This is a genomic window from Shewanella sp. AC34-MNA-CIBAN-0136 (genome assembly GCF_040309945.1).
Taxonomy (GTDB): domain Bacteria; phylum Pseudomonadota; class Gammaproteobacteria; order Enterobacterales; family Shewanellaceae; genus Shewanella.
In genome coordinates this window covers 85,558-103,705 of the sequence record NZ_JBEOPJ010000005.1, presented here as the reverse complement: position 1 = coordinate 103,705, position 18,148 = coordinate 85,558, and the positions used below count along the sequence as shown (strand labels likewise).

At 41.0% G+C, this 18,148-nt stretch carries 17 protein-coding genes; 9 read left to right on the top strand and 8 right to left on the bottom strand.

Translation table 11 applies throughout. The features are described 5' to 3' along the window. Positions 1-50 precede the first annotated feature (50 nt). From AAEY94_RS06550 to AAEY94_RS06540, 3 genes are all read right to left on the bottom strand, one after another. Positions 51-317, bottom strand: a complete 267-nt coding sequence (locus AAEY94_RS06550; RefSeq protein ID WP_162023310.1) for a Rho-binding antiterminator — start codon at positions 315-317, stop codon at positions 51-53. A 96-nt stretch (positions 318-413) separates the two neighbouring features. Next, the gene (locus AAEY94_RS06545) at positions 414-965 is read right to left on the bottom strand and encodes a SixA phosphatase family protein (RefSeq protein ID WP_192115062.1); all 552 of its coding nucleotides are present in this window, start codon (positions 963-965) and stop codon (positions 414-416) included. 4 nt (positions 966-969) lie between these two features. Next, positions 970-1,686, bottom strand: coding sequence for an SIMPL domain-containing protein (locus AAEY94_RS06540; protein ID WP_162023308.1), 717 nt, complete (start codon positions 1,684-1,686; stop codon positions 970-972). A gap of 400 nt (positions 1,687-2,086) precedes the next feature. On the opposite strand from AAEY94_RS06540, the gene AAEY94_RS06535 reads away from it, so the two are divergent. Next, entirely contained in the window at positions 2,087-3,310 is a 1,224-nt protein-coding gene (locus AAEY94_RS06535; RefSeq protein WP_101086932.1) for an HD-GYP domain-containing protein, read from the top strand. Positions 3,311-3,463: 153 nt separating this feature from the next. Here the strand turns inward: AAEY94_RS06535 and AAEY94_RS06530 are convergent, their stop codons facing one another. Next, positions 3,464-4,528 (bottom strand): 3-deoxy-7-phosphoheptulonate synthase, encoded by a 1,065-nt coding sequence (locus AAEY94_RS06530; protein WP_192115061.1) that lies wholly within the window; start codon positions 4,526-4,528, stop codon positions 3,464-3,466. Positions 4,529-4,734: 206 nt separating this feature from the next. Continuing rightward, the gene (gene ppsR, locus AAEY94_RS06525; RefSeq protein ID WP_101086934.1) at positions 4,735-5,547 is read right to left on the bottom strand and encodes a posphoenolpyruvate synthetase regulatory kinase/phosphorylase PpsR; all 813 of its coding nucleotides are present in this window, start codon (positions 5,545-5,547) and stop codon (positions 4,735-4,737) included. A 126-nt stretch (positions 5,548-5,673) separates the two neighbouring features. Between ppsR and ppsA the strand changes: the two genes are divergently transcribed. The 6 genes from ppsA to AAEY94_RS06495 all read left to right on the top strand — a co-directional run bounded on the left by ppsA (position 5,674) and on the right by AAEY94_RS06495 (position 13,873). Then, on the top strand, positions 5,674-8,043 hold the full coding sequence (ppsA, locus tag AAEY94_RS06520; RefSeq protein WP_101087220.1) for a phosphoenolpyruvate synthase: 2,370 nt from the start codon (positions 5,674-5,676) through the stop codon (positions 8,041-8,043). A gap of 130 nt (positions 8,044-8,173) precedes the next feature. Then, positions 8,174-11,221: a D-2-hydroxyglutarate dehydrogenase YdiJ gene (gene ydiJ, locus AAEY94_RS06515; RefSeq protein ID WP_192115176.1), complete on the top strand. Its 3,048-nt coding sequence runs from the start codon at positions 8,174-8,176 to the stop codon at positions 11,219-11,221. 9 nt (positions 11,222-11,230) lie between these two features. After that, entirely contained in the window at positions 11,231-11,686 is a 456-nt protein-coding gene (locus AAEY94_RS06510) for a DUF1285 domain-containing protein (protein WP_101086935.1), read from the top strand. Positions 11,687-11,814: 128 nt separating this feature from the next. Further along, a complete protein-coding gene (locus tag AAEY94_RS06505; RefSeq protein WP_192115060.1) occupies positions 11,815-12,234 on the top strand; it encodes a MarR family winged helix-turn-helix transcriptional regulator in 420 nt (139 codons plus the stop codon). Positions 12,235-12,379: 145 nt separating this feature from the next. Next, positions 12,380-13,012 carry a 3'-5' exonuclease gene (locus AAEY94_RS06500; protein ID WP_350978071.1) on the top strand — a complete coding sequence of 211 codons (633 nt, stop codon included), beginning with the start codon at positions 12,380-12,382 and terminating at the stop codon, positions 13,010-13,012. A gap of 375 nt (positions 13,013-13,387) precedes the next feature. Continuing rightward, the gene (locus AAEY94_RS06495) at positions 13,388-13,873 is read left to right on the top strand and encodes a VOC family protein (RefSeq protein ID WP_101086938.1); all 486 of its coding nucleotides are present in this window, start codon (positions 13,388-13,390) and stop codon (positions 13,871-13,873) included. Between the two features lie 689 nt (positions 13,874-14,562). On the opposite strand, the gene AAEY94_RS06490 is transcribed toward AAEY94_RS06495, so the two are convergent. Beyond that, positions 14,563-15,000: a SirB2 family protein gene (locus AAEY94_RS06490; protein ID WP_243756170.1), complete on the bottom strand. Its 438-nt coding sequence runs from the start codon at positions 14,998-15,000 to the stop codon at positions 14,563-14,565. Positions 15,001-15,412: 412 nt separating this feature from the next. Here AAEY94_RS06490 and AAEY94_RS06485 point away from each other — a divergent pair, with 412 nt between their 5' ends. Then, positions 15,413-15,817, top strand: a complete 405-nt coding sequence (locus tag AAEY94_RS06485; RefSeq protein WP_335692480.1) for an NUDIX hydrolase — start codon at positions 15,413-15,415, stop codon at positions 15,815-15,817. Here AAEY94_RS06485 and AAEY94_RS06480 read toward each other — a convergent pair. Both AAEY94_RS06480 and AAEY94_RS06475 read right to left on the bottom strand, forming a co-directional pair. Further along, a complete protein-coding gene (locus AAEY94_RS06480; protein WP_350978069.1) occupies positions 15,779-16,801 on the bottom strand; it encodes a Gfo/Idh/MocA family protein in 1,023 nt (340 codons plus the stop codon). The two genes, AAEY94_RS06485 and AAEY94_RS06480, sit on opposite strands and share 39 nt — an antisense overlap. Positions 16,802-16,804: 3 nt before the next feature. Then, positions 16,805-17,119 carry a putative quinol monooxygenase gene (locus AAEY94_RS06475; protein ID WP_242445139.1) on the bottom strand — a complete coding sequence of 105 codons (315 nt, stop codon included), beginning with the start codon at positions 17,117-17,119 and terminating at the stop codon, positions 16,805-16,807. Between the two features lie 129 nt (positions 17,120-17,248). Here AAEY94_RS06475 and AAEY94_RS06470 point away from each other — a divergent pair, with 129 nt between their 5' ends. Then, positions 17,249-18,118 (top strand): LysR family transcriptional regulator, encoded by an 870-nt coding sequence (locus AAEY94_RS06470; protein ID WP_101086941.1) that lies wholly within the window; start codon positions 17,249-17,251, stop codon positions 18,116-18,118. The last annotated feature ends 30 nt before the right edge of the window (positions 18,119-18,148 follow it).

The following is an 18,148-nucleotide window of genomic DNA, read 5'->3' as shown; positions in this document are numbered from 1 at the left end:
AATTTCGCGGGCCTTTAAGGTAAATGTTCCGATGAGTTGGGTAGAGTAAACTATTCGATTAACGAGATATGGCTAAATGAGGCATTTTTGCTGAGAACATCAATTGAAGTGATATCGGTTAATATCACTTCAATCGCTTGCTGTTGTTGATTAATGCCCGCAATGGCTTCATGTTTTTGTTGATTGCGACTGACATACAATGTTCGATCAAATTGACCTTGAAGATGGGTTCCATCTGTTAATGTTAGTTTGACCCTATAGCGATACAAACAGATGATCTCAATATAATCGTAAATCTCACATTTAATTGGGTTCATGTCCGTCTCCTATTTTGTCTGCTATGTCTTTTGCTAAAAACCATTACTCACGAACAATCATTTACCAGCTATCATTTACTCACTTTCAATGACCCGTTAATAGCGTAACAACACAGTAGAAACCATTTGCTTGTTCGCATTGAGGGTCACTATATATAGGCGATCAAACTCACTTGCATCTGCAATGGGTATTTGTTTTTCTGCCCCGAGACCTTCAACTAAATCTGTTGAAGTATTACTGTGTCCGACCACTAAAATACTACCCTGTTGAGTTAATAGATATTGGGTAAATGCAGCCATATCACGTGGATCATAAACACTTAAATCCACTTGCTGATCTTGCGTTACGGCGGTGGCCGTTTCACGGGTGCGATTATAATCCGTTGTGTACACTTTATCTAAATGCGTACTAGATAGTACTTTAGCTAAACGTAGCGCTCTTAATTGTCCTTGTGCGGATAAGCTAGGGTCTTTGCCTGCAAGTTTTTCGGCATGTCTGACAATAAAAATAACTTGATTGCTCTTGGTATTGCTATCTACGGCGGTATTGTCAAGCGCAATCGGAGCAACGATTGGCGTTTGTGCCATTAGTGATGCGCTGATTAAACTGATACAGCCGAAAACGACTCTAATGATTAATTGTTTCATGGTGTCAATCCGCTAAATAATATTCGATGGTAGATACGACCCGTACCTGTTTAATATATGGCGTGTTTTTATCTCTATTGTTAATGCTGAATTGTCCTTGAGTTGCTTTTTTTATCTTACCTAATCGGCTTTGTGAATCGGTAGCAAATTTTTCAGCAACTGAACGTGCATTAGTGGTCGACTCTTCGATCATTTTTGGTTTAACGTCATTTAATCGGCTGAAAATATATTCGACTTGGGCATCATAGTTATTTTGTGAGAAAACAATTCCCATTTTACCTAGCTCAGTTAATTGAGGCATGGCACCACGAACTTTATCTATGTCATTAGAATATACTGTAATGGTTTGCGACGCCGTATAGCGCAATTCTATTGGTTGATTTCCACCATACTGTTGCGCCAATTTATCGGTAATAGTGGGCGCGGCGAGAGTGATCTGTTTGGGATCGATATTTTGTTCGGCTAAAAAGTTAACCACTTGGTTGTTTTGTGTTTCAAGCTGTTTGTACAGTTCATCGAGATTATTATTGGCTGCGGTGAATTGTATCGGCCAAATGACGATGTCGGCAGGATATTCATTTTCTGCCAGGCCTTTTACCGTGACGCTGCGGTCGAGTAACTTGTACTCAACAATGGCTTGTTTGAGTAATACGCCTAATGCGCCTAAGCCCAGTGCAATTAATATTCCGAAAATAGCAGCACTACGAGACGAACTTTGCATAACAACATCCTTATTATAGGTGGGGAGTGATGGAGTAGCGTTGGCTTTGTGGCTAACGTTACTTTTTGTTATAGCGTGTTAATTGTCGCATCACACCGTCATGGAACGTCATGAAACGTCAATATTTTCGCTAATATTATGGATTATTGGCAATGGTAAGCACCCAAATTAATGACAATCATAATCGAATATGAGTTGAATATTGGTTTTATGGATTAATTTTAATCCTAGTTTTGCTTAATGCTTGTCTAGCAACAATACTTAGGTTGGCGTATGACTGGCTCATGTTGTTATTTAAATCGATCTGACATTTATACGACTCGGTCATCTAAATAAGTCTGTTTGCGCGATTAATGGAATGTAATGGTGTTAGATTTACATCGTTTTAAAAGGAATTAATATGTCATCTCGGTTAACAGCACCGCTTATTCAACATGGTTTTGATGATGGCTTACCAATATGGCGTCGGATCATTTTCACGCGACTGTTTAGTGTGTTGGCTTTGTTATGTATCCCGATTTACATCACCAGCGTATATCTGTGTATTGTTCAAAACCTTTGGGGCATGGCACTATTTGATACTGTGGCTTACGGGGTATTATTATTCATTTTGTTTTATCCACGAATTAGCGATACACAAAAATTTACTATTGGGTGTTATCTTGCATTTGGTATCGGCATCGGTTTTTTACTCGCTATTGGCCCTTCTGGGGCAGGTTTTTTCTGGTTATTCGTTTTCCCTCCTTTGAGCAGTATTCTTCTTGGCGAAAAAATGGCGGTATGGGCCCAGGTGGCTAATGGTATATCGTTATTATTAATCGGTATCGCTTATCATTATGAGCTTGTTGTATGGCCTGATATAAACGGGTTTTCAACCTTAATTTGGTACGTAGTGGTGATTAACTTTCTCGTCACTAATGCAATAGTGACTCAGTCGACCTCTTATTTATTGGGTAAGTTAACTCACTCATTAGAGTCCACTTTAGCCTCTCGTACGGCAACGGTTATGGGCTTAGCTAAATTGGCAGAGTATCGTGATAATGAAACCGGTGCGCATCTGATTAGAATGCAGCAGTATGCCAATATGCTGGCAAAACAAAGATTAACCGATGAACATGTTCCAGAAGAGTTAACTGACGCTTTTATTCAAGAAATTAGCCTCTCAGCCATTTTGCATGATATTGGCAAAGTGGGTATCGCCGATCATATTTTGTTAAAACCAGGGCGCTTATCGGTAGAAGAATTTGAGCAGATTAAGGCTCATCCAGTGATTGGAGAAAAAGTGCTTAACAGTTTATTAGCGTATGCCCCTCAGTGTACATTTATACGAATGGGACGTGACATTGCCGGCGCCCATCATGAAAAGTGGGATGGCAGTGGTTATCCTAATGGGTTAGCAGGCGAATCTATCCCGTTGTCAGCCAGAATTGTAGCCTTAGTCGATGTGTACGATGCATTAACCTCACCACGATGTTACAAAAGGCCTTTTAGTCATGAAGAAGCGATGGCGTTGATTCTTGAAGGAAAAGGTAAACACTTTGACCCTAAATTGGTCGATAGCTTTATGGTCATTAGTGAACAATTTTCTGTGTTGTCAAAAGCATCTTTACTCGAAGAGGATTAACGTTATTGATAGAGACGTATAAACAACAATGCCAGTCCTGGGGGACTGGCATTGTTAAACAATATTATACAGTTACGGTAATAATAGAGCCGATATATAAACAGGATTTTAGTTGGCTTTGTTTTTGCCAGCCATTAACCCATAGCGAGGCTCTTACTGTACTAGCAAGGCTTTACGTTCTTTTGAAGCTTGAGCTAAATCACGTAAAAGTTTTTCAGAATCAGCCCAATGCAAACACGCATCGGTAATACTTTGGCCATACACTAATGGTTCGTCTTTAACCACTTTCTGGTTGCCTTCAATCATAAAGCTTTCTGCCATAATACCTGCAATTGCGGTACTACCACTGCGCAGCTGAGACATAATACTATCGGCAACATTTAACTGATTTTTATGCTGTTTCTCACTGTTACCATGGCTAAAATCAACCACCATACGTTGAGTTACGCCCACTTGTTCAAGCTGTGCGCGTGCAACTTCAATATCTTCAGCTGAATAATTTGGGGTTTTACCACCACGCAAAATAATATGTCCAAATGGGTTGCCGTGGGTACGGTAAACCGCCATAGCGCCGTCTTTATCTGGAGAGTAAAAAATATGCGGCGCCTGTGCGGCACGTACTGCATCAACAGCGATATTGATGTTACCGTCAGTACCATTTTTAAAGCCAACAGGGCAAGACAATGCAGAAGCCATTTCGCGGTGAATTTGGCTTTCAGTAGTACGTGCACCAATAGCACCCCAGGTAATAAGGTCTGCGATGTACTGGCCGTTTACCATGTCTAAAAACTCAGTGGCGATAGGTAACTTGAGTTCAGTGATTTGTTGTAATAACTGACGCGCCATTCGCAAGCCTTTATTCGGGCTAAAGCTGCCGTCCAAATCTGGATCTGAAATTAAGCCTTTCCAACCAACAATGGTACGAGGTTTTTCAAAGTACACCCGCATTAAAATGCACAAGTCATCTTTTAGTTCATGATGTAAGGCCGACAAACGCTCTGCATATTCGAGTGCTGCTTTAGTGTCATGGATTGAGCAAGGGCCAATGATGACCAGTAAGCGCTGATCTTCTCCGGCAATAATTGCTTCTACTTCACGACGTTGCGCAACCAAGTAGTCTGCAGCATTTTGCGTTAATGGATATTCTGAAGCCAACTGAGCAGGAGAAATAACTTTGCTTAATAAGGTTGTTCTGAGTTCATCTGTTTTAATTGTCATGCATATTACCGAGAAATCGTGAGATGCATCTGCATCATATTGAACGGGATTATATACCCAAAGAAGTTCAAGATGCGAGGCTTAGCCTCGGATTCTAACGGTTAAAAAACAGATTGCCGTAAAAGGCAAAGACGAATCAACCTGGGTTAAGTTCGTCTTTTGGTGGTTTTTCATTCTATTTCATGCAAAAAATGATTGTTTATAAATTAGAACATATGACGTTCTAAACCGGTGATATCAAGAATTTTGGTGGCAATTTCTTCAACCGAATGGTTGGTGGTATTTACAAAGGGAATTCGTTCTTTTTTATACAGCATTTCGACTTCTTTCACTTCAAGTCGACATTGTCTTAATGAAGAGTAGCGGCTATTTTCCATGCGGCTTTGACGTATCTCATGCAAACGATGAGGATCGATGGTTAAGCCAAAGAGCTTTGATTTGTTGCGTTTCAATGCTTCAGGTAACTTGAGGTTATCCATGTCATCTTCAGTAAACGGGTAGTTTGCAGCCTTTATACCAAACTGCATTGACAGATATAAGCTTGATGGCGTTTTACCGCAACGAGACACGCCTAATAAAATAATGTCAGCTTTATCCATATGTTTCATGGTTTGGCCGTCATCATTCTCCATGGTGTAGTTAATCGCATCGATACGGGTTTCATAACCATGGTTACTTTTACCATGAGTTCGGTGTAATAAAGGCTTAGCTTGTACCCCTAAGTGTTGTTCTAGTGGCGCAACAAAGGTGTTCAAAAAGTCATAATCGACACATTCACTCGAAAAAATCACATTGCGGATCTCAGGATTAATGATTGAGTGGAACACAAGCGGCCTTTCGCCTGTTGTAATAAAACAATCATTTATTTGTTGCTTAACTTTTTGAGCTCGCTGAATTGTTTCAACGAATGGAATCGTAAGTGCTTCAAATTCTATAGGAAATTGCGAAAGTACGGCATGTCCAAAAACCTCTGCTGTGATCGCGGTCCCATCTGAAATATAGAATACTTTTGGTGTCATTCTGACCTCTTGTAGTAATAAAATTACAAATAAAATTATAGATTTACGCTTGTTGTATGGGAGTGTAAGATGCTCTTGCCCTCGTGTGAAGTGGCCACTGAAATAAAAACTTGCGGAGATAAAACTGTGCAGCAATACGTACTCTGGTATCAAGAATTAGGCATGGGCGATGTAAACAAGGTTGGCGGTAAAAATGCATCCCTTGGAGAGATGATCAGCAATCTGGCTAATGCAGGGGTTCAAGTTCCTGGCGGTTTTGCAACGACCTCGCATGCGTTCAATGAGTTCCTTGAACAAAGTGGAGTTAACCAGAAGATTTTTGACATTCTGGCGACATTGGATGTTGATGATGTCAATAAACTGGCAAAAGTAGGTGCGCAGATCAGACAGTGGGTTATTGAAACCCCATTCCAGCCGGCATTAGAAGACGCTATTCGTGAAGCTTACGAGCAGTTGTCAAGCGAAACTCAAGAAGCGTCATTTGCAGTGCGTTCATCAGCTACCGCTGAAGACATGCCAGATGCCTCTTTTGCAGGCCAACAAGAAACATTCCTAAACGTTAAAGGTTTTGATGCGGTCATGCTAGCAATTAAGCATGTTTATGCCTCACTCTTTAACGACCGTGCAATTTCTTATCGTGTTCATCAAGGTTACGAACATCAAGGTGTGGCTTTATCTGCTGGCGTACAACGTATGGTACGTTCAGACAAAGCAGCTTCTGGTGTGATGTTTACCATGGACACTGAGTCAGGAAACAATGACGTTGTCTTTATCACTTCATCTTTTGGTTTAGGTGAAATGGTTGTACAAGGCGCAGTTAACCCAGACGAATTCTATGTGCACAAACCGATTTTAGCGCAAGGGCATAAAGCTGTTGTGCGCCGAAATATCGGCAGTAAGTTGATTCAGATGGTTTACTCTGATGATGCTGGCCATGGCAAGCAAGTTAAAATTGAAGATGTTTCTGCTGAACAGCGTCGTATTTTCTCTATTAACGATGACGAAGTCATGGAGCTTGCTAAGCAAGCAATGGTTATTGAAAAGCATTATGGCCGTGCGATGGACATTGAATGGGCAAAAGACGGTAACGACGGTAAGTTGTATATTGTTCAAGCTCGTCCAGAAACGGTTCGAAGTCGTGAAGATGTCCAGTTAATTGAACGTTATCACTTAAAAACGAAGGGTGACGTGATCTGTGAAGGTCGTGCAATTGGTCATAAAATTGGTACCGGTATCGCGAAGGTATTAACCTCGATTGATCAAATGGACCAAATTGAACCCGGTGACGTGTTAGTGACCGACATGACAGACCCAGATTGGGAACCTATCATGAAACGTGCTAGTGCGATTGTGACCAACCGTGGTGGTCGTACTTGCCATGCTGCAATTATTGCGCGTGAATTAGGTGTACCCGCTGTAGTAGGTTGTGGTGATGTTACCGACCGTATCAAAACGGGCGACATCGTCACAGTATCTTGTGCAGAAGGCGACACCGGTTTAATTTATTCAGGTAAGCAAGATTTTGAAATCATCACTAACCGTGTTGATACATTACCTCCTTTGCCAATGAAAATTATGATGAACGTGGGTAACCCAGATCGTGCATTTGATTTTGCACGTTTGCCTAACGAAGGTGTCGGTTTAGCGCGTTTAGAGTTCATCATTAACCGCATGATTGGTATTCACCCTAAAGCTTTGCTTGATTTCAACGGTCAGACTGCTGAACTGCAAAATGAAATCAACGAAATGATCGCGGGTTATGACTCGCCTGTTGAGTTTTATGTTGCGCGTTTAGTTGAAGGTATTGCCACTATTGCATCGGCTTTCTATCCGAAGAAAGTTATCGTACGTATGTCTGACTTTAAGTCGAACGAGTACGCAAACTTAGTTGGTGGTGACCGTTACGAGCCAGATGAAGAAAACCCAATGTTGGGCTTCCGTGGTGCTAGCCGTTATATTTCTGAATCATTCCGCGATTGTTTCGCGCTTGAATGTGAAGCGATTAAACGTGTTCGTAACCAAATGGGCTTAACCAACGTTGAAGTGATGATTCCATTTGTTCGTACCGTCAATGAAGCATCTCAAGTCATTGAGTTACTGAAAGAGCAAGGCTTAGAGCGCGGTAAAGATGGCTTACGCGTTATCATGATGTGTGAACTACCTTCAAATGCCTTGCTAGCTGACCAGTTCCTTGAGCATTTTGATGGTTTCTCTATCGGCTCAAATGACTTAACTCAGTTAACATTAGGGCTTGATCGTGACTCAGGAATCATCAGTCACTTGTTTGACGAGCGTAATGATGCAGTAAAAGCATTGCTTTCAATGGCCATTAAAGCGGCTAAAGCAAAAGGTGCTTATGTGGGGATTTGTGGCCAAGGCCCATCAGATCATTCCGACTTTGCTGCATGGTTAGTTGAACAAGGTATTGATTCTGTATCACTTAATCCTGATACGGTCATTGACACTTGGTTATATTTAGCCGAAGCACATGGCTAAGTAAGAGTAAAAATTACAGGTTTATTTATTCTCCAACCTGTATTTTTATCAAGTTGTAATAAAAGCCGCTTTTTAGCGGCTTTTTTTTGTTTATAATGGTTACAATATGCCAATAAATAATAAGTCCTCTATGTTACCTTTGCTATCACATAAACAAACATTAGAACCTATCTATCTTGAGTATCTTGACGCGCTTGAACAAAGCGAGTTTGAAGGTGAAATAGACAAGCGTTACAGTGCGCGGCTTATTCAGGCAACCGATAATTCGGTGTATCAATTTTTGCCCCAAGCGGTGATATATCCTCTACATCAACAAGATGTCGAGCTGGTGTTATCGTTAGCGGCACAACCACAATATAAACAAGTGACCTTTAGTGCGCGTGGCGGCGGAACGGGAACAAATGGCCAATCGCTTACCCACGGATTAATTTTAGATGTGTCACGCCACTTAAACCAAGTGCTAGAAATTAATGCCGAGGAAGGTTGGGCGAGGGTACAAGCCGGTGTAGTGAAAGATGCGTTAAATGACGCCTTACGTCCACATGGATTCTTTTTCAGTCCCGACTTATCAACGTCAAACCGTGCAACTGTTGGTGGCATGGTCAATACCGATGCATCAGGTGCAGGTTCATTAGTTTACGGTAAAACCTCCGATCACGTGTTAGGCATAACCAGTGTACTGATTGATGGCAGCGTATTAACCACCACACCAATCGACCAAGATAAACTGGCTGAGCAACCTTTTAGTGACAACCAACTAGGAAATAGCATTGCCAGTCAAGTCGCAGAAGTTTGTCGCGTAAAGCGTGACACCATCATTGAACGTTTTCCAAAATTGAATCGTTTTCTAACGGGCTATGATTTAAAGCATGTGTGGAACGATGATTTAAGCCAGTTTGATTTATCGCGTATTTTAACGGGCTCAGAAGGTACGCTTGCGGTGATCACCGAAACCAAGCTAAACCTGACCCCATTGCCGAAAACCCGCATGATGGTCAACATCAAATATGATTCATTTGAATCTGCGTTGCGTCATGCCCCATCATTGGTACAAGCTAAAGCAACGGTAGTCGAAACGGTTGACTCAAAAGTACTAAACCTTGCCCGCGAAGACATTATTTGGCATTCAGTTGCCGAGCAAATTAAAGCGGTACCTAATAAGACCATTGAAGGGCTTAATATGGTCGAGTTTGCTGGCGAAGATGACGATGTGAAACAGAAAGTCGCTTTGCTAGAAGAGATGCTCAGTGGGCAGCTCAGCCAACAACAATTTGGTTTAGTGGGTTTTCAAGTTATTACCGACAGAACGGATATTGACAGTATCTATGCCATGCGCAAAAAGGCCGTTGGCTTATTGGGTGCAACAAAAGGCAGTCGTAAACCATTAGCGTTTGCCGAAGATACCGCCGTACCACCTGAAAACTTAGCCGACTATATTATGGAGTTTCGTGCACTGCTCGATAGCCATAATTTACAATACGGTATGTTTGGTCATGTGGATGCAGGTGTACTGCACGTGCGACCAGCATTAGATATGTGTGATGTTGCCGACGAGCAATTGCTGAAAGTGATATCTGATCAAGTTGCCGCCTTAACGCTTAAGTATGGCGGTTTAATGTGGGGCGAACACGGTAAAGGTGTCCGTGGTGAATATGGCCCTGCGGTGTTTGGTGATGAGCTTTATGCTGTGCTTGAGCAAATCAAAGGCTTGTTTGATCCTGATAATCGCTTAAATCCAGGTAAATTAGTGGCGCCTCCTAAATCTGGCCCATTAATGTTTAACGTCGACAGCGCCAAACGCGGCAGTTTCGACAGACAAATCCCCGTTCAAGTGCGTGATGCTTTTCCAGATGTGATGAACTGTAACGGTAATGGCTTATGTTTTAATTACAGCAGTTACTCACCAATGTGTCCGTCATTTAAAGTCACTGGCGATAGAGTGCAATCACCTAAAGGCCGTGCTGGATTAATGCGCGAATGGTTGCGATTACTTGAAGCAGAAGGTGTTGATGTTGACGCGTTAGCAAAATCTAAACCACTAGGGTGGATGCAGCGTACTCAAAATACCCTCAATAACCAGCGCGACTATGATTACTCGCACGAAGTTATGGAGTCGCTTAAAGGTTGTTTAGCCTGTAAAGCCTGTTCGGGCCAATGTCCGGTTAAAGTTGATGTGCCTAAGTTTAGAGCCCAGTTCTTTAATATTTACTACAAACGCTATTTACGTCCAGCCAAAGATTATTTAGTTGCAGGTATCGAAGATTCCTTACCACTGATGGCCGCGATGCCTAAATTGACTAATTTGGCCTCGCAAAATCCGCTGAGCAAGTGGGTGATTAAAAAAGCCATTGGTTATGTAGATGCGCCTAAGTTATCCGTGCCGACACTAAAACAGCGTTTAGATGGTCATGCTAGCCGTGGTTACGATTTAGAAGCCTTGTGCGCAATTCCGCAAGCGCAGCGCAGTAAACATGTATTAGTAGTGCAAGATCCATTTAACAGTTTTTACGATGCAGGTTTGGTTTATCGGTTTATTCAATTAATCGAAAAGTTAGGCTTTAACCCCGTATTACTGCCATTCAAGCCCAATGGCAAACCGACTCATATTAAAGGCTTTTTAGACAAATTTGCTAAAACAGCGCAAAACAGTGCCGATTTCTTAAACCGCGTACATGCCCTTGGCATGCCGATGGTGGGGTTAGATCCTGCATTAGTATTATGTTATCGCGACGAATACAAAGAGGTCTTAGGTCAGCGTCGTGGGCCATTTGAGGTGCTATTGGCCAATGAGTGGTTAACCGATGTAGTAGTAAACCGAAGTGAAGCATCTGCTTTAGCAACAGATGCACCGCAATTCACCTGGTTTAGTCATTGTACTGAATCGACAGCCAAACCTAATACGGCTAATGAATGGAAAGCGATATTTAGCCACTTTGGTGCCAAACTAAGCAGCGTTAATTTAGGTTGTTGTGGTATGGCGGGCACCTATGGCCATGAACTGGAAAACCTTGAACGCTCAGAGCAGTTATTTGAAATGTCTTGGCAACCAAGCATTGAGAAAATTGCTGAGCATAGCCAAGTATTAGTATCTGGTTATTCATGTCGTAGCCAAGTTAAACGCTTTGCTGGTTTTAAACCGCAACACCCTATAGAAGCGCTACTTAAATTACTCGGATAGGTAAGCATAATGACAGATGAAACAGCAGCATTAGGTTCGTATACTCACCCTCAAGGTGTGGCACTTTGCAGTGATGAAGCGCTGTTTCATATTCAAGCTAATGGCGATTGGCTTTACCTCAATAGTCCGTTGCCTGCAAAGTTTGCGGCTTTGTTCAGTAGTATTTTGCACTGTATCGACAATGAGTATTTATTAATCACCCCGGTCGAAAAAGTCAAAGTTACCGTTGAAGCCTATCCATTCCTGCTGGTGGACTATCATCAAGCCGCATTAACGGAAGTTCAGGTAAATGATAGTCAGTTGATATTTACCAGCAGCATAGGTACGCAGCTCTCAGCCATTAATATCGCAGATATTATCGTCACAGATGATGGCATATACGCGCCATTAATCAGAGGCTTGGTGGGGCAATTAAACCGAGCCTGTTATTATCGTTATATCAATGAATACTTATCTTTTGACTAAAAGAGCTTTTCTTAACGTATAGAGATGGTAATCTAAAATCTGTTCAAGTGTGGTTGAACTGCAGTGTAGGCATTAGTATTTGTCTTAACACAGTCAATTTATCTCACTGACGATGTAGGAGGTATCATTTGAAACGCTTTGAAAGTTTAAGTTACCTGATTTCTCATCTTAATATTGCCTTGCAGCAAGAAATTGATACGCGCTTAAAGCGCTACGACTTAGACAGTAAACTTTGGCCGGTATTATTTACCTTATGGCAAGAGGAAGGTTTAAGCCAAACTGAGTTATCTAAACGTTGTGATGTGGCTAATTACACCATGACTCGTCTGCTGGACCATCTGCAAGTCCAGGGATTTATCACCCGTCATCAAGAAGCGGATAACCGCCGCGCATTCCAAATATTTTTAACCGACAACGGTAAAGCGCTTCAACAAGATTTAATTCATGAAGCTGAGTGGGTCAATCAACGTTTTTTAGCGGCATTAGCTGATGACGAGCAAGATGAGTTTATGCGGCTGTTAAATAAAGTGAATCAGTTTAGTCAATAATCTTTAACGGTGACTAGCGCTCTTTATGGCCTAAGATCATGCAATTTGTCGTGTAAAGTAAGCAGGTTAAGTAAACCTTTATCTAATAATTTGGATGTGGCATCGGGCAAATCCAAGAAGCGATTTATGCCTTGTAAATAGCACAATGAATACTGACTCTCTGGAAAATAAGGATCCAATGGAAAGGCCAACAAAGGAACAAATTCGTGATTTACCCATTTATAATGGTATTAGTCTAGATAATATAATCGTTGTCACAAATAAAGCAGACTCGATAAGTGCAATAGCGGAGTTAAGAACACACTCTTGTTTAGGGTTTGACACAGAGAGTAAACCTTGTTTTATAAAAGGTGAGGTCAGTGATGGACCTCATCTAATTCAGGTAGCCACAAAATCTAAAGTATTCTTATTTCCTACTAAATTTTATGAAAACTTTACTGCAATCGCAGAAATATTATCTGACCCAACAATAAGGAAGGTAGGTTTTGGGTTGAAAGAAGATAAAAAAATTCTTTTTAGAAAATTTGGAATTAAATTAGTCAATACAGAAGAACTATCTTCAAAAGTGATGCGTTTTACGCAAATTAAAGAACGCGTTGGCGCTAGAGTTGCGGTTGCGATATTTTTTAATCAACGGCTCTCAAAGAGCGCACAACAATCAAATTGGTCAATATTTCCTCTACACGATCATCAAAAAAAATACGCAGCAAATGATGCTCATACCGCACTATTAATAGAACTAGAAATTGAACTAGAAATAGAAAGACAGAGCCATTAATCTCCCTAAAGCATGTGAGTCTCTCACCAATCAATAGACAATATACAGTTATTTGGCCAAGTGAATATAGCTGATCGCGATGAGTTAGGTGCTTATAAACTGTCCGCTTTGGCTCTGCGCTTACCTACTCATTTATAAAACCTGCTATTTGATTTCTACTTGATTGCTTTCAAGCTTCTTTGCTGTGCTGAATCTGTCATATTAACTCTGGCTAAGCCATTACTTGATAAAACTTACTTTTTTGACCAACCAATTGTCATAAATTTTAGTTATTAATTTGATAATATTTGATAATTTTTATTTATTATTAGTTCACTGTAAGATTACTCCATCGAAACAAATGACGAATCAATCAATAGTTTTTAGGGGTAAGTTATGAAAATGAATCACGTAGGTTTGATGGTTGGCGACATGGATAAAGCGGTTGAGTTTTATACTAAAGCGCTGGGTCTAAGAGTGGTAATGGGTAACACTAAGGTTCAAGAAGAACGTGAAACTGCTATTGGCAGAATGTGTGTGGCAGTATTTGGTGAAGGCTTCAAAGGCTTTAACATTGCACATTTAGTCACGACTGACGGTATTGGTGTTGAGATGTTTGAAATGAAAGATCGTCAAGAACGTCATGAAGTTGATTTCACCCGTCTTGGTATCTTCCACTTTTGTTTGCAAACAGATGATTTTGAGGGGGCAATTGCACGTACTGTGCAATATGGCGGTAAAGCTCGTATGGATATCATGCGCTACCACCCAGAAGACGACAACAATCTAACCCAAATGGTGTACTTAGAAGATCCGTTTGGTAACTTGTTTGAACTTTACTCGCACACCTATGAAGAAACTTATTCTACTGATTACGAGTAATTTTTTAAGCTTCTCTGCGCAACATGAAAAAGTTACCAAAAGGTAGCTTTTTTATGTCTGGCGGTAAATTTTCTAGGCTACATTGGAGTATTTCAGGATTAGAAACTCCGTTCACATTAACCCATCAAACAAGTGGTAAAGCTTAATTAAGGTAATGCTTAGCTTCTCATCGCATATAAACCGAAAACTAACATGGCCAACGAAAGCTAGCCTGACTCTGATACGCAGGATGCCTTGAAGCACAGGGTCAATGATGTTTCCGATATCATAACGACATTTCCAATATCCATATAGGTCAGATGTGCGAGAAAGGCCTGTCCGGCTCATGCATTCTATTGTAAAGAGTCTTCAACGTCCTTAAATTCACAGTTGAATTTGTCCATTTCTAAGTCAAGCAAACTAACTCGTTTATGTGCAATTCTGAGTTTGATGGCTGACACATTTATGTCCCTAAACGTGTTTGGACTATGGCCTGCTATCACTATCGCCGTGGCGCTTCACCCACACCAGACTAAGAGGAAGCCCACAGTTGTCCTAAATACTTGCGTAGACGTGACACACTCATGCCTAAAACAAGTGACTAATTATTATAAACATCTTAAATCGGCCTAATGAATAAACACCGAGCGCATAAGCATTTGTCTTATTAATAGTGGCTAAAATTAATTAACCACTTTAATCAAAACAGCTTAGCAAATAGCAGTTAGCATAGACTGGCCTAAGTCATAAAAAACATTAGCACCTTCTTCAATTCCTTTTGATTTAAGATGGTCGGCAAAACCAAGTCGTGCAGTCATTGCTAACCAAAAGATTGTGCTCAGTAAGCCGACAATACGCCACGGTGTTGACTTGGCCCACTTAAGTGCAAAAGTAATAGAGAGCACATACAGTACGAAACCACCTAATTTAGATGAAGCCCAACCATTCACAAAGGGGTACAGGTTAAGTGGATTTGCTACAACCAGATAAATAAAGGTGCAGATAAAGAGAGTATATAAAACATGCGGCCCGATTTTTAGTAATTTATGATTGACCTTGTCAGACCCTTTCATCGTTAACACAAAGTTAATCATAAAAAATATAAACGTAATCGCAATTATTGTTAGATGAGTGTGCTTAACTATCATGTACATATTGTTGTTTCCTAAAAGTAATTTTCATTTAAAACTTATACCGCCTCTAATTTAAAGCAAACCTTGTAACAAACAAGCGTTAGTAAGGTAGCGACTTTTTAAGCATCTTTACCTTTTTAATTAAAATTAATGCCATATGATTACGCAAAATACTGAACTTAAGATTAATCAGGTTGACTTGTCCTAATCAACATACCATGAGTATCGAATATGTGTATGTTTAGAATAGAATTTCTTTCATAAATGTTAGTTGTTTTTATCTATATTACTATGTTCTCAATTACTTATTGAGTAGAGTAGAGTTGATTTGATGTCGTATTCTGAACGATAGATAAAAGTCTAATGCGATTGTTTGAGTGTAGTAATCATCATAGCAATCACAACTAATTTAAAATGGAAAATCATCATGGCATTTAATGATTTATTTAGACTCAGTTCCCACGCTGTTATCACCAATGACGATGGGCAAGTGCTGTTGTTAAAAGCCAATTATGCTGACAAACATTGGGGCTTGCCGGGTGGTGGACTTGACCCTAATGAAACGATTCATCAGGCATTACAGCGAGAATGTTTAGAGGAGTTGGGTTGTGAGGTTGATGTGCAATATCTGTCTGGAGTGTATTTTCACAGTGCATATCAGTCGCAAGCGTTTATCTTTCGTTGTCAGTTACCGCAATGCGCGCAAATACAGCTTAGTGATGAACACAGCGAATATGCTTACGTTGCTGTTGCTGAATTATCGACGATTCAGCAACAGCGGGTGAACGAGTGTTTATCGTTCAGTGGTGTGGTTCGCAGCGCAGCTTTCTAACGCGGCGTTATGCCATGTGGTTAGCATTTGCATGACATCCACAGAGTCACTGAGCTGTACTAAGGGTCTTGGTACTGTGTATTGCTTAGTGTCTAATGCGTTAAGCACTGCTTCTACTTGATAGTAAAAACCATTGCCTTTGGCTTCAACGTCTACTACTTCAACATCTTGTTCATATAACCTAACGGTAAAATGATTACCCTGAGATTCTGGTAACCAAGGGTTTGAGGTGAACTCAATACATCCTAAGCTGCCCAAGATAGTAAAGCCTGCGTGCAGACCATAGTCTTCAGCGGTGTGAAGATGACATTGCACGCCATTGCTGTAACTGACGATGGCAGTCGATTCGCAAATATTACCGTCTTGACCACGTCTTCCGGTCGCTTCTATGTGGTATTGCTGGCTCAGCTCGGTGCCAAATTGTTGCTGCATCACTAGCTGCATTAATGATGCAGGGTAACAACCTAGGTTAAATAATGCCCCAAGGCTGGCAGGGTTAACAAACTGGCTAATGGCAGCGCAATATTGGCCGCGGATACTTTTAACTTCACCTATTACACCACTTGCTAGCGTTTTGCTTAGCTGTTGCATAAATGGGTGAGCTAAATACATTAAGCCTTCAAGGAAAAACACCTTGTTTTGAGCTACTGCCGCAAGACTTTCGATGGTTTTTGGCATATCTACGGACAGTGATTTTTCACATAAAATCGCTTTGCCAGCATCAGCAGCTTTTACCACGTATTCATGATGTAAGTGATTTGGCAGGGCAATGTATATAACATCGACTTCAGGGTTGTTGATTAACGCATCAAAATCAGTAAATTGATGTGGAATTTGATACTGATTCGCAAACTCTGCCAATGTTGTGGTGTTGCGCCCTGCAACGCCATAAATTGTACTTTGACCTTGTGCTTTAATCGCATCGGCCATTACACCAGAGATAAAACTGGTGCCTAATATTGCCCACTTAATTGATCCAGACATTCATTATCCCTCAGTGGTTAATAGTTGATAGTCAAACGCTTGCTGTAGATCGGTTAATGCCGATTTGATAAATGCTTGGGTATGATCGGCTGCAAAGTGGGCATCAAACGCAGCTTGGTCATCATAACGTTCCCAAAAAACAAACTGTTTAGGGTTGGTTTTATTTTGCAGCGCCATTGCAAGCGAACAGCCTGGTTCGCTATTCATATCCACACAAAATTGACGGACAGCTGCGATTCCCTGTGCTAATGGCACTTGGTCTTTAATGTGAATTTCGGCGGTGATGAACACGCCTTGTTGATCCAGTTTGTTATCCATATCGACCCCTTAATAATAATGGGTCATCGTAAACCAGTTCGGCGCAAGGCAAAATGGTTTGATGGTGTTTACAGAAAACACCATAGGTTTATAATTAACACTGGTTTGATGCAGGATTAGGGATATTCAGTGGATAAATTAACCGCGATGCAGGTGTTTAGTCATGTGGCTGAGCAGGGCAACTATGGCACAGCTGCGCATAAATTTAATATCAGCCGGACTATGGTCAGTAAACACATTAATCAGTTAGAGGCCTACCTTGGAATTAAGCTGATTAACCGTACCACCCGCCAGCAAGAACTCACTGAGTCTGGGTTAGTGTATTATCAAGAATGCAAAACGATTTTAGCGTCTATTACAGAAGCTGAAAATACCTTACAGACGATGACAGGCACGCCGCGAGGTAGTATTAGAATTAATGCGCCTGTCAGCTTTGGTAATACCGTGTTAGCACCGATAGTGAATCAATTTTTACTGCAATATCCTCAAATTGATGTGGAATTACGCCTTGATAATCATCTCATCGATCCTATTCACAATAATGTGGATTTAGTTGTGAGAATAGGTGCGTTGGATGATTCGGCGTTAATTGGACGCCATATTATGAATTATGAAATGCAATTTTGTGCGTCATCGCAGTACTTAGCACAACATCCAGTAATACAATCGCGTGACGATTTACGCCACCATCAGTGTCTGGGCTTCAGCTATTCTACCAATGGGTCATTGTCTATTGCACATCAACAAATTTTTGGTAAACGTCATTTCAGATTATTATCAAACAGCGGTGTGGTACTCACCCGGGCAGCCATTGATGGCTTAGGGGTTATTTTACAACCGACTATTGTCGTGAGTGAGGCGATAGCTGCGGGCTTACTGGTGAATATTGATTGTTTAATCCCGCCAGAAGCCATGCCAATTCACTTACTGTATAAAGACAAAAACCTGCCGCTTAAAACCAGAGCATTAATTGATTTTATTGTGGAGCAATTAGCCTAACGGTTGGTATCTAATGGCTGCTTTAATGGC